General features: G+C 42.1%; 12 protein-coding genes. All 12 read right to left on the minus strand.

All coding sequences use genetic code 11. From position 1 onward, the window contains the following. Nucleotides 1-631: 631 nt before the first annotated feature. The gene (lysS, locus tag CUU66_RS05485; protein WP_101640673.1) at nt 632-2,116 is read right to left on the minus strand and encodes a lysine--tRNA ligase; all 1,485 of its coding nucleotides are present in this window, start codon (nt 2,114-2,116) and stop codon (nt 632-634) included. 189 nt (nt 2,117-2,305) lie between these two features. Beyond that, entirely contained in the window at nt 2,306-3,304 is a 999-nt protein-coding gene (gene dusB / locus CUU66_RS05490) for a tRNA dihydrouridine synthase DusB (protein WP_101640674.1), read from the minus strand. Nucleotides 3,305-3,351: 47 nt separating this feature from the next. Continuing rightward, nucleotides 3,352-3,558 (minus strand): helix-turn-helix domain-containing protein, encoded by a 207-nt coding sequence (locus CUU66_RS05495; protein WP_101640675.1) that lies wholly within the window; start codon nt 3,556-3,558, stop codon nt 3,352-3,354. Continuing rightward, on the minus strand, nt 3,510-4,037 hold the full coding sequence (folK, locus tag CUU66_RS05500) for a 2-amino-4-hydroxy-6-hydroxymethyldihydropteridine diphosphokinase (protein WP_101640676.1): 528 nt from the start codon (nt 4,035-4,037) through the stop codon (nt 3,510-3,512). Before folK ends, CUU66_RS05495 begins: the two co-directional genes overlap by 49 nt. After that, nucleotides 4,034-4,402, minus strand: a complete 369-nt coding sequence (gene folB, locus CUU66_RS05505) for a dihydroneopterin aldolase (protein WP_101640677.1) — start codon at nt 4,400-4,402, stop codon at nt 4,034-4,036. Before folB ends, folK begins: the two co-directional genes overlap by 4 nt. Then, entirely contained in the window at nt 4,395-5,228 is an 834-nt protein-coding gene (gene folP / locus CUU66_RS05510) for a dihydropteroate synthase (RefSeq protein WP_257967906.1), read from the minus strand. Before folP ends, folB begins: the two co-directional genes overlap by 8 nt. 125 nt (nt 5,229-5,353) lie before the next feature. Further along, nucleotides 5,354-6,280 (minus strand): cysteine synthase A, encoded by a 927-nt coding sequence (cysK, locus tag CUU66_RS05515; protein WP_101640678.1) that lies wholly within the window; start codon nt 6,278-6,280, stop codon nt 5,354-5,356. Between the two features lie 190 nt (nt 6,281-6,470). After that, nucleotides 6,471-7,358: a peptidyl-prolyl cis-trans isomerase gene (locus CUU66_RS05520; RefSeq protein ID WP_101640679.1), complete on the minus strand. Its 888-nt coding sequence runs from the start codon at nt 7,356-7,358 to the stop codon at nt 6,471-6,473. Nucleotides 7,359-7,379: 21 nt separating this feature from the next. Next, a complete protein-coding gene (gene hslO, locus CUU66_RS05525) occupies nt 7,380-8,258 on the minus strand; it encodes an Hsp33 family molecular chaperone HslO (RefSeq protein WP_101640705.1) in 879 nt (292 codons plus the stop codon). A gap of 31 nt (nt 8,259-8,289) precedes the next feature. Continuing rightward, on the minus strand, nt 8,290-9,054 hold the full coding sequence (locus CUU66_RS05530; protein ID WP_101640680.1) for a type III pantothenate kinase: 765 nt from the start codon (nt 9,052-9,054) through the stop codon (nt 8,290-8,292). A gap of 366 nt (nt 9,055-9,420) precedes the next feature. Beyond that, on the minus strand, nt 9,421-11,451 hold the full coding sequence (ftsH, locus tag CUU66_RS05535) for an ATP-dependent zinc metalloprotease FtsH (RefSeq protein ID WP_101640681.1): 2,031 nt from the start codon (nt 11,449-11,451) through the stop codon (nt 9,421-9,423). 117 nt (nt 11,452-11,568) lie between these two features. Beyond that, nucleotides 11,569-12,114, minus strand: coding sequence for a hypoxanthine phosphoribosyltransferase (hpt, locus tag CUU66_RS05540; protein WP_101640706.1), 546 nt, complete (start codon nt 12,112-12,114; stop codon nt 11,569-11,571). Nucleotides 12,115-12,118 lie beyond the last annotated feature (4 nt).

Genomic DNA, 12,118 nt, shown 5'->3' on the forward strand with positions numbered 1-12,118 from the left:
TTTGTATTTTCTCAGAGAGAAAATACCTGGCGTCTTGTTTCGTTCAGTTTTCAAAGAACAATTTTCTTAAGCTGTCTAAGCAGCTTATTAATATTATCATTTAAGCAAGAAGTAGTCAACACTTTTTTTAATGTTTTATTGTTACCTTCTCACTTAAGTTTTATTCGTCTTAACGACAGATATAAATATATCACCATTTCACTTTATCGGCAATAGCTTTTTCAAAAGTTTTTTTACGTAATAAAAAGAATGTTTATTCTAAATATTAGATATATCAGTACAACTATTTCTTCACCCTTCGAGTAAGTTGTTTTACTAATATAATGATAGTAAAGGCTAAAGATTGATGTTTTTTAATAAGATTTATTGCGTCACCCTATTGTTCAGTCAAGTCGATTGGAGCGTAAGGTGCGAGACTCCTGCGGGAGCAGCGCTTATCAAGAGAGCTCTTAACAATGTTGAAGGAGAATGCTCCGCTTTTCGATCAGGTGAGACACCGCAGGCGAAGCCCGAGGAGGCTCACCGCCCGCCCCGCGGAAAGCGGGCATCCTGGAGTGGAAATTAACCTCTTGTTCAAAACAGCCAATAAAAAACACCCTTCTCAAAAGAGAAAGGTGTTCCTTTAGGGTATTTAGCGGTGGCGCATTAATGGGAATAGCAATACATCCCGGATTGAAGGCGAATTGGTAAGCAGCATAACCAAACGGTCAATCCCTATTCCTAATCCTCCTGTTGGAGGCATACCGTACTCAAGAGCTTCAATGAAGTCATCATCCATCTCATGAGCTTCGTCGTTTCCTTGTTCACGCTCTTTTAATTGAGCCTCAAATCGCTGGCGCTGGTCAATAGGATCATTAAGCTCTGTGAATGCATTAGCATGCTCACGGGCTACGATGAACAACTCGAATCGATCCGTAAAACGAGGATCTTCTTCGTTTTTCTTAGCAAGTGGAGAGATTTCTACAGGATGTCCGTAAATAAAGGTAGGCTGAATAAGCTTTTCTTCTATTTTCTGTTCAAAGAATTCGTTAACGACGTGTCCGAATTCCATTGTATCTTTTATTTCGACTCCATTTTCTTTTGCTAGAGCTTTAGCTTCTTCAGCGCTCATTTCTTTCCAGAAGTCTACGCCTGTATATTGCTTGATGGCATCCACCATATGAAGTCTGGTCCATTCAGGCTTTAAATCCACTTCATAATCTCCATACTGAACAGTGGTGGTTCCTAGTACTTCCTGTGCTATATGAGCTATAAGATTTTCTGTAAGACTCATAATGTCACGGTAATCGGCATACGCTTCATACAGCTCGATCATCGTGAACTCTGGATTATGGCGGGTGGAAATCCCTTCGTTCCTGAATACACGCCCTATTTCATATACCTTCTCTAATCCGCCGACGATCAAACGTTTTAGATGCAGCTCAATGGCAATACGCATATATAATGTCATATCCAATGCGTTGTGATGGGTAATGAATGGGCGGGCAGAAGCACCACCTGCAATGGAATGCATCATAGGAGTTTCAACTTCTAGATATCCATGACTGTCCAGGTATCTACGCATGGACTGAATAATTTTGCTGCGGAGAATGAAGGTCTTTTTGCTGTCCGGGTTGGTCATCAAGTCTACATAGCGCTTGCGGTAGCGTTCCTCCACATCTTTAAGTCCATGGAACTTGTCAGGAAGCGGTCGCAGGGCTTTAGTCAAGAAGACAAAGTCTCTAGCTTTAATTGAAAGCTCTCCAACTTTCGTTTTGAAAACTGTACCCGTGATCCCGACGATATCACCTAAATCAACAGAGTTGAAGGTTTCGTATTGTTCTTCCCCCACTGAATCCTGGCGGATATAAATTTGGATCTGCCCGGTTAAGTCCTGTATATGGGCAAACCCAGCTTTACCTTTCCCTCTCTTCGTCATAATCCGGCCTGCAACTGTCACTTCTACGTTCTGCTCATCTATTTCTTCTTTGCTCATATTCTCATAAGCAGCAACGATTTCTTCTGAAAGGTGTGTGCGCTCATATCTTTTTCCAAACGGGTCGTTCCCGCTTTCGATGATATTTTGCATTTTTTCACGCCGCACAATCAGCTGGTCGTTTAATTCTTCCTGGCTCACTCTACTCACTCCATCTCTTTTATATCGTTTATATATAGAATGTATAAATCGACTCAATAACATTTATTTTACACAAAGTAACAAGCTGAATCAGCACATTTATGTAAGAAAAATAAAATACAAAAACTGCCAGTAATACTGGCAGTGGTTATTAATGGGTATTATAGGAAAATTAAAGGTAAATGTCAATTAAGCAAGCTGAGACACAGCTTCCTCCGCTTCAATATCTTCAACTAATCCGTAAAGCAGTTTAACAAGTTCATCTCTTGTTTCACATTCATTAATAAAGCTGCGGACTTTCGCATTCCCGCGGACACCTTTTAGGTACCAGGCAGCGTGTTTTCTCATTTCTCTAACTGCGATATATTCATCCTTTAAATGAATCAGGCGGTCCAGATGCAGAATGCAGACATCGATTTTTTCACGTGCAGATGGTTCTCCCATAAGTTCTCCTGTTTCAAGATACTTAACGGTTTGATAGATCATCCATGGGTTACCTAGCGCTGCACGGCCAATCATAACGCCGTCTGCGCCTGTTTCTTTAAGCATGCGTTCTGCATCAAGCGGCGTATTTACATCCCCGTTTCCGATTACAGGAATATTTACGGATTGTTTAACTTCTCGGATGATATCCCAGTTTGCAGTACCTTCATACATTTGTACACGAGTTCTTCCATGCAGGGACACTGCACTTCCGCCCGCTCTTTCTATAGCCTGGGCGTTTCTTACAGCATAAATATGCTCATCATCCCATCCCATACGCATTTTAACAGTAACGGGCTTGTCGACAGCATCTACCACTGCTGAAACCATTTCATAAATTTTATCTGGATCCAGAAGCCATTTAGCTCCTGCATCACATTTTGTAATTTTTGGTACAGGACATCCCATGTTAATATCAATGATGCTGGCGTTTGTATTTTTGTCTACAAATTGCGCTGCTTCTACCAGCGTTTTCTTTTCCCCTCCGAAAATTTGAAGGCTTAAAGGCAATTCACGGTCATCTATATACAGCATATTCATCGTTTTTTTATTTTGTAAGACAATACCTTTGTCACTGATCATTTCAGCACAAACAAGTCCGGCACCGAATTCCTTGACCGTTAAGCGGAATGCTGAGTTGCAGATGCCGGCCATAGGCGCAAGAACAACTGGATTCTTCATTTCAATGTTACCAATCTTTAGCATGAGAACCTCCTTTGTTTATTTGGTAAAACTTATATCGATTTAGCCAGTTACTCTGGCGGGCTTAGTTCATCTAAAGCGACATTTAGCTTTTCGGATGTTTTCTGGAGAAATGGATCAGTGGGCATACGGCTGCCTCTTTCAACCTCTCCCAGCAATGAAACCGAAACACCGATTTCTTTGGCGAATTCTTCCTGAGTATAGCCTTTCAGTTTACGAAAAGCCCGAATACGTCTTCCCCATTTTTCCGCTTCCATAATCGAACTCCCTCTTTATCAGGAATAGCTTCTAGAATTTCTGACAATGGTTTGTCTATCATCGGAAGACTGAGACCTGGATTTATCTCGATAAGCGGGACGAGGACAAATGCTCTCTCATGCATCCGAGGATGAGGAATAGAAAGACTTTCTGTTTCAATATTTTCGTGATTATAGAGCAAAATGTCAAGGTCTATTGTCCGAGGTCCCCATCTGATTTCCCTTTTTCTCCCAAGTTCCAGCTCAATCTGCTGGCATTTCCGTAGTAACTCATCTGGTTTTTTGGAGGTTTTTACCTCTAAAACGATATTCAAGAACCGCTCTTGATCTACATAACCGACTGGATCCGTTTCATATATGGACGATATCGATGTGATGCCGATTTCAGTGTCGTTATGGAGAAGCTGCACCGCATCTCTCAAATACTTTACTCTATCCCCCATATTTGTGCCTAATGATAAGTACGCAGTATAGTTCATCGAGCCTGCCTGCCTCTGGTTATTTCAACCCCAACATATTCATAATGCCCTGGAATGGGAGCATCCGGCTTAATTACCTTGACCGTACAGTTCTGTATGCTTGTATAAGCAAGGAGGATATTCTCTGCAATTTTTTCAGCTACAGCCTCTATAAGCTTAAATGGCTCACCTTCTACAACCTCTTTAGTAAGGGTAAAAAGGTCAGCATAGCTTATTGAATCATTCAAGTCATCACTTTGGCCAGCTTTTGACAAGTCTGCTTTCACTGTTAAATCCACTCTAAATCTTTGGCCTAATCGTGTTTCCTCTGCAAACACACCATGATATCCGTAGAATTCCATTCCCTTCACATGAATCTTATCCATTTCTGTTCCCCTTCTGCATCATAGCATCCATCATCTTCGCCATTCTTGTCATTTCTTTAACATCATGTACCCTGATGATCTGGCACCCTTGCTGGATCCCGTAGCATACCGTCGCTCCCGTACCTTCCATTCTTTGCTGCGGCGGCAGATCAAGAGTCTGGCCTATAAAGCCTTTCCGGGAGGTTCCAAGTAATACAGGATAACCTAATGAAGTGATTATATGGAGATTCCTCATCATTTCCAGATTCAGATCATAATCTTTCGCAAAACCGATTCCCGGGTCCAATATAATATTTTCATCCTTAACTCCTGCGGACTTCATCAAGTGAATGCTTTCAAAAAGATCCCCGATCGCATCTCTGATGAAAAAATTGTAGTTCCTATCTGGCCTGTTATGCATCAGGACAATCGGAACACCTGTTCCAGCAGCTAAATCGGCCATTTTTTTATCCGCTTTTCCTCTCCAGATATCATTAATAATATGGGCGCCAGCATCAATGGCAGCCTTCGCGACTCCTGCTTTATAGGTATCAATAGAAATCGGAATTTCCATTCGGCTGGAGATGGCCTCTATCACAGGAACCACACGCCCTGCCTCCTCCTGCTCCGATACTGCTTCATAGCCCGGGCGAGTTGATTCTCCACCGATATCGATGATGTCTGCACCATCTTTGATCATTTGTTCTGCATGATATAAGGCTTTATCAACTGAATTATAATTTCCGCCATCCGAAAAAGAGTCCGGAGTGGCATTTAATATTCCCATTACCAGGGTCTTTTGCCCATAATTCAGAGTGTATGAGCCGCATTTGATAACTTGTTCCATGTTTTCCTCCATCCCGAATTGCACGATCGTTTGGCTGCAACATATAGATGTAACATTCCATTTAATATTACTATAATTATTGGCCAAATAAAAAAACCCGGCATAAACCGAGTTTTTTTTGTATCTTATTCTTGTTCGAATTGATATAGCGGAGTACTTAAGTATCTTTCGCCGTTACTTGGGATAATGGCAAGTACTTTCTTACCCTTCCCTAGCTTTTTAGCTGTTTCAATAGCTGCATAAATGGCGGCACCAGATGAAATTCCTCCAAGAATTCCTTCTTCTTTCGCAGCACGGCGAGCATATTCAAAAGCATCCTCAGTATTAACCTGGATTATGTCATCGTATATGTCCGTATTTAGAATATCCGGAATAAAACCAGCTCCAATTCCTTGAATCTTATGCGGACCTGGCTTTCCTCCTGATAAAATTGGTGAATCAGCCGGCTCGACTGCAACAATACTAATTCCAGGGAAATTCTCTCTAAGAACTTCTCCTGCACCGGTGATTGTTCCGCCAGTACCGATACCTGAAATGAAGGCATCTAATTGGTCCATCTGTGAAACAATTTCCTTACCTGTTGTATTGCGGTGGACTTCAGGATTTGCTTCATTTTTAAACTGCTGAGGTACGAAATAGCCATGTTCCTTAGCTAACTCCTCAGCTTTTCTGATAGCTCCGCCCATTCCTTCCGGTCCAGGAGTCAAAACTAATTCAGCTCCATATGCACGTAGAAGGTTACGGCGCTCAAGGCTCATAGTTTCCGGCATAACAAGAATAGCACGGTATCCTTTAGCCGCTGCTATCATTGCCAAACCGATGCCTGTATTACCGCTTGTAGGCTCGATCAGCGTATCACCAGGCTTTATTTGACCGCTCTTTTCAGCTGCTTCAATCATTGCAAGAGCGATTCTGTCTTTTACACTGCTTCCGGGATTCATATATTCTAACTTTAGATAAACGTCTGCTATGTCTTGATCGACAATTCTGTTTAATTTTACGATTGGGGTTTGCCCCACTAAATCAGCGACTGAATTTGCTACACGTGACATTTTTTCTCCACCTCTTAATACCAAGTATTTTTATTGGTTTTATAAAAAATTTAACTCGAATTCATAGAATTGTCAAACATTTTTACTTACACTTCTCTAAATTTTTTTGTAACTCATAGCAGGAAAATGTAGACCATGAAAAAAAGCACAAAGTCCGCATTTGTTTCGCGGAGTTGTGCTTTTTTTTATCCTATTTGTTATTGCCATATAGCCAATCGACATTGAACTCATTCCAAAACACTTGGGATGATACTGCCCGGTCCATCTGCTCTAAAGCAATCTGGCGCCTAATTTGGTTTTTTACCTCTTTTAGCGTATATGTCTTTCCTGCTACACGATCGTGAAGATAAATAACAGCATACCCCTTATCGACCTTTATAGGGCTGCTCCAATGCTTTGTCTTAAGACCCCTGGCGCTTTTTAGGTAAGAACCAGGAATTATATCACTTTCAACGGATATAAACCCAAGGTCGCCTCCCTGATTGGCACTAAATTCATCTATTGATTTCTCCATGGCTAGCGTTGAAAAATTCGCCCCGTCTTTGAGTTCCTTGATGACCTTTTCTGCTTCCTCTTCTGTTTTGACCAGAATATGAGAAACATGATAAGCGTCAGGGAGAGCATAAGTATCCTTATGCTGCTCGTAATACCGCTCAATTTCTCCATCAGGGATTACCGCATCTTTTGTTAAAAGCTCCGTAAGCAGCAAATTAGTCTGAACCTGCTGTTTTAATTGTTTGTCATCCGTATTATTAGCGTCATAAGAGCCATACATGGTCTTCATTGAAGATATTTCACGGTTAATATCCTGATTCGGCACGGAAACTTTATATTTTTTTGCTGCTTGATGGATCACTTCCTGGTTTACCATATCCTCTAAAACTTCTTTTCCGTAACGCGACTCCATCTCTGCCTGCCATTCCTGACGGGTAATCTCTCTCTTTCCAACAGAAGCAACCTCTTCTGTTTCGGCATTTGAATGCAGAGCATTAAATGGGTTTGCCGCAAAGAAAAGAATAGTTATTATGTTGCACAAAATCAGGCCGGTAATAATCGTCCAGAGCTGCTTACTCGACAACTTTTTCTTCCCCCAAAAAAGTTATTTTGCTTCTGCTTTTAACTCTTCCAATTCTTCCTTTGAAAAGTGATATTTTTCATTGCAGAAATGGCACTGAGCTTCAGCTTCGCCATCCGTTTGAATGATATCTTCAATTTCCGCTTCACCTAAGCTGATCAAGGCATTGGCTATCCGGTCTTTTGAACATTGGCACTTAAATTGTACCGGCATCTTTTCAAGAATTTTTACATTTCCTTCTCCCATTAGCTGTTCCAATATTTCTTCAGGGGAAAGACCCTGCTGGATCATTTTAGAGATTGGCTCAATGGTTTTAAGCCTTTCTTCGAGCTGCGAAATGGTCTCTTCCCCCGCACCAGGCAGCAGCTGCAAAATAAAGCCGCCAGCGGCCAGAATAGAGTTGTCGGGGTTAACAAGTACTCCTACACCAACAGATGACGGGACTTGTTCTGACGATGCAAAGTAATAAGTGAAATCATCACCCAGTTCTCCCGATACAATAGGAACTTGTCCGGTAAAGTTTTCCCGCATTCCTATATCCTTAACAACCGTCAGGGTTCCATCTGTTCCTACCGCACGTCTGACATCCAGCTTTCCATGTTCGTTTAAATCGAAATGTACCTGCGGATGTGTAACATACCCCCTAACTTCACCTTTTGCATTGCTGTCTACCAATATTGCGCCAATGGGCCCGCCGCCCTCTACTTTCACGGTAAGCGTATCATCACCTTTAAGCATGGCACCCATCATAACACCGGCTGTCATGGTACGTCCTAAAGCAGCTGAAGCGGTAGGCCATGTTCCGTGGCGTCTTTGTCCTTCTCCCACTGTATTTGTTGATGAAACAGCGTATGCCCTCACCTGGTCATCAAATCCTAATGCCTTCACTAAATAATCTGTCATAAAATAACCGCCTTCCTGATGTAAGTCTTCTTTATACATTTCGTTTATATATTAACTGTAAGCCTTTTAGCGTTAGGAATGGATCTACTACGTCTATAACAGGAGATTCCTTTGAAATAAGTTTAGCAAGGCCGCCCGTGGCAATGACTTTCGGTACAGTCCGGCTATGCTCCTTCATGCGTTTCACAATTCCTTCAACCTGTCCAACATACCCGAATAAAATGCCAGCCTGCATAGCTGCTACAGTATTTTTTCCAATAATATCATCTGGACGAGCTATCTCTATTCTCGGTAATTTCGCCGCTTTGGAATATAAAGCTTCCGTTGAAATACCGATACCAGGTGCGATTGCCCCACCCATGTACTGCTTGTCCTCATTAATGTAGCAATATGTTGTTGCCGTCCCAAAATCGACAATAATTAAAGGGCTCCCATACTCATGTATACCAGCTACTGCATTTACGATCCGGTCGGCCCCTACCTCTTTTGGATTATCGTATTTTATATTTAAACCAGTCTTGATGCCAGGTCCTACCACAAGGGGTTTGATTTCAAAATATTTTAGGCACATACCTTCCAATGAAAACATAATAGGAGGAACGACAGATGAAATAATAATTCCATCAAAATCCTTAAAGGTAAGTCCCACATGCTGAAGGAGCCCCTTAATAACCATGCCGAATTCGTCTTCCGTCTTATGGCGATTTGTTTCTATTCTCCAATGGTGTTTTAAGGATTCTCCCTCATACACCCCTAACACTATATTTGTATTTCCTACATCCAGTACGAAGATCATATTATTCACCACTTTAATAAATATTAGAAAAACCCGGGCTTCACCGAGTCCTTTTGGGCAAAGTGAGAACCTTCCGTTTTCCTATGCGGTAAAGCAATGCTAATGCCTGATCCAGACAATAAACAGCCGGCCGCAAGTCAGAGTGTCTATTTTTTTGAAGAATTACTCTTATCCTTCCACATCATATCATAATTAAACGAATGAAGGATACTTAGAAAAGCGGAGAACGGTGCCTTTCTGATAAAGTGAATCATGAGGCAAAATTACATTTCAAAAATTTTATATTGAAAGGCAAAACTTTAGGAAAGGCAGACACCAAATAACAAAATAAATAAACAAGGGCACCCAGGAAGGATGCCCTTGTTATTAGATATCAGTCTTCCTGCTCTGATCATTAACAGGCGGGAATTTATCTTTAGGGTTTTGTGTTGGGTGGCCCTCCTGGATTGGCGGATTCGGGATTGTCTTAGTGCTAGTTGTACCAGAAGGTTGATTATCCTCCGGGCGGTCTCCATCGTTTTTTGTATGGATATTCACTTTGACATCTTTCGATCCACCTGCACGGTTTGGCAGGGTCCCATGGTCTATCAAGTGTTTGATTTGGTCTGCATCAAGTGTTTCTACTTCAAGCAGCGTATTGGCAATAAGCTCGAGCTTATCCCGGTGTTCCGTCAGGATAGTTCTTGCGCGCTCATAGGAGTCTTTAATGAATTTCTGGATTTCCGTATCAATTTCATAGGCAATCTTATCTGAATAGTTCTGTTCATTATGCAGATCGCGACCAAGGAATACTTGCCCTCCTTGTGCTTGACCAAATTGAAGCGGACCCAGCTTATCACTCATCCCGAATTCCGTAACCATACGGCGGGCAATACCAGTTGCGCGCTGGAAGTCGTTATGCGCGCCTGTACTTACTTCACCGAAGATAACTTCTTCAGCAACCCGGCCGCCTAGCAATCCAACAATTTTATCTAGTAATTCAGGCTTCGTCATAAAGTAACGGTCCTCTTTAGGAAGCATAACAGCATATCCGCCTGCCTGGCCGCGGGGAACGATTGTTACCTTGTGTACCATTTCAGCTTCATCTAGTACTGTACCTATGACAGTATGCCCTGCTTCGTGGAAAGCAACGATCCGCCGTTCTTTCTCAGAAATCACCCGGCTCTTCTTAGCAGGGCCAGCAATTACACGATCAGTTGCCTCATCGATATCAGACATATCTACTTTTTTCTTATTTGTACGAGCGGCTACAAGCGCTGCTTCATTCAATAGGTTTTCCAGATCGGCACCAGAGAATCCTGGTGTTCTTGCAGCAATGGCTTTTAAGTTGACAGATTCGTCAAGCGGCTTATTGCGTGCATGTACTTTAAGTACTGCTTCACGACCTTTTACATCTGGACGGTCTACAGTAATTTGACGGTCAAAACGTCCTGGACGCAGAAGTGCTGGGTCAAGGATATCAGGGCGGTTAGTTGCCGCAACAATAATGATTCCCTCGTTTGCACCAAAGCCATCCATTTCAACAAGCAATTGGTTCAGCGTCTGTTCACGTTCATCGTGTCCGCCGCCTAAACCGGCGCCGCGCTGACGTCCGACTGCGTCAATTTCATCTATAAAGATAATACATGGAGCATTTTTCTTAGCATTTTCAAACAGGTCGCGCACACGGGATGCACCAACTCCGACAAACATTTCTACAAAGTCCGAACCACTGATTGAGAAGAAAGGTACCCCCGCTTCTCCAGCAACAGCTCTTGCAAGAAGTGTTTTACCCGTACCAGGAGGCCCCACAAGCAGGACACCCTTAGGTATGCGTGCACCAAGCTCTGCGAATTTCCTTGGATCTTTCAAGAACTCCACTACTTCAACAAGCTCTTGTTTTTCTTCATCTGCCCCGGCTACATCCTTAAAACGAACTTTTTTCTTATCATCGTTATAAAGCTTTGCCTTGCTTTTCCCGAAGTTCATGACACGGCTTCCGCCGCCCTGAGCCTGGTTAAGCAGGAAGAAGAATAGGATGAAAATAATGACGAATGGGATGATAGATGTGAAGAAAGTGACCCATCCGCTAGTTTCCTTTGCAGGAAGTGTTTCAACTTTTACCTCATTGTCCCTGGATGCTTTGTCGATCCGGTCTAATGTATTGTTGTTATTTGTGACATAAGTGATAAACTGTTTATCTTTCTTGCCGTTCTCTAACTGCCCCTTCACCTCATATACAAGACGTTCGGGCTGCATGGACAGAGAGTTCACTTCACCAGCTTCTAAATATTTGAAGAACTGGTCCTGTGATATATTATCGGTGGGCTCATTGTTGTTATTAAAGATGCTGACAACCCCAATGATCACCAAAAATATTAGTAAATAAAATATTGTATTACGGAAGATCCGATTCATCCCTTACCTCCTCCCACGGTAAAAAACTAAATAGAATAGTATCATAGAAAACCAAGGATTTACAAATATTTGCTCCTGCTTCACAAATATGACAAAATTTCCGGCTGCTGCAGTTCATTACTCTTGATTTTGGTACACTTCTGGTTTCAGAACCCCTATATAAGGAAGGTTTCGATACTTTTCAGCATAATCCAGACCATAGCCGACCACAAATGCATCCGGAACGATAAATCCGGCATAATCGGCTTTAATATCTGCCTTGCGTCCTGATGGTTTATCTAACAGTGTGACAATTTTTATAGATTTTGCTTTTCTGTAACGGAAAAGCTCTACAAGGTAGCTTAAAGTCAATCCGGAATCAATAATGTCTTCGATGATGACAATATCTCTTCCCTCTACCGAAGTATCTAAATCCTTGATGATTTTGACTTCTCCGGAAGATACAGTTGAATTCCCGTAGCTGGAAACATCCATGAAATCCATTTCAAGATATGCATCAACTCGTTTAAGAAGATCTGACATGAATGGCATAGCACCTTTTAGGACCCCGATAGCCAGGGGGAATTTATCCTTATAATCTTCGCTGAGCTGTTCGGCCAGTTCTCTCGTTTTAGCCTGGATTTCCTCTTCTGTGATTAAAATGTTTTCAATATCATTTTTCATGCTC

The organism is Peribacillus deserti, assembly GCF_002863585.1.
Taxonomy (GTDB): Bacteria; Bacillota; Bacilli; order Bacillales; family DSM-1321; genus Paraperibacillus; species Paraperibacillus deserti_A.

Excerpts from the sequence above, each read along its gene's own strand:
- dusB (WP_101640674.1), bottom strand. The coding sequence starts at position 3,304 with ATGCTAAAGATTGGTAACATTGAAATGAAGAATCCAGTTGTTCTTGCG.
- CUU66_RS05495 (WP_101640675.1), bottom strand. The coding sequence starts at position 3,558 with ATGGAAGCGGAAAAATGGGGAAGACGTATTCGGGCTTTTCGTAAACTG.
- folK (WP_101640676.1), bottom strand. The coding sequence starts at position 4,037 with ATGAACTATACTGCGTACTTATCATTAGGCACAAATATGGGGGATAGA.
- folB (WP_101640677.1), bottom strand. The coding sequence starts at position 4,402 with ATGGATAAGATTCATGTGAAGGGAATGGAATTCTACGGATATCATGGT.
- folP (WP_257967906.1), bottom strand. The coding sequence starts at position 5,228 with ATGGAACAAGTTATCAAATGCGGCTCATACACTCTGAATTATGGGCAA.
- cysK (WP_101640678.1), bottom strand. The coding sequence starts at position 6,280 with ATGTCACGTGTAGCAAATTCAGTCGCTGATTTAGTGGGGCAAACCCCA.
- hslO (WP_101640705.1), bottom strand. The coding sequence starts at position 8,258 with ATGACAGATTATTTAGTGAAGGCATTAGGATTTGATGACCAGGTGAGG.
- CUU66_RS05530 (WP_101640680.1), bottom strand. The coding sequence starts at position 9,054 with ATGATCTTCGTACTGGATGTAGGAAATACAAATATAGTGTTAGGGGTG.
- ftsH (WP_101640681.1), bottom strand. The coding sequence starts at position 11,451 with ATGAATCGGATCTTCCGTAATACAATATTTTATTTACTAATATTTTTG.
- hpt (WP_101640706.1), bottom strand. The coding sequence starts at position 12,114 with ATGAAAAATGATATTGAAAACATTTTAATCACAGAAGAGGAAATCCAG.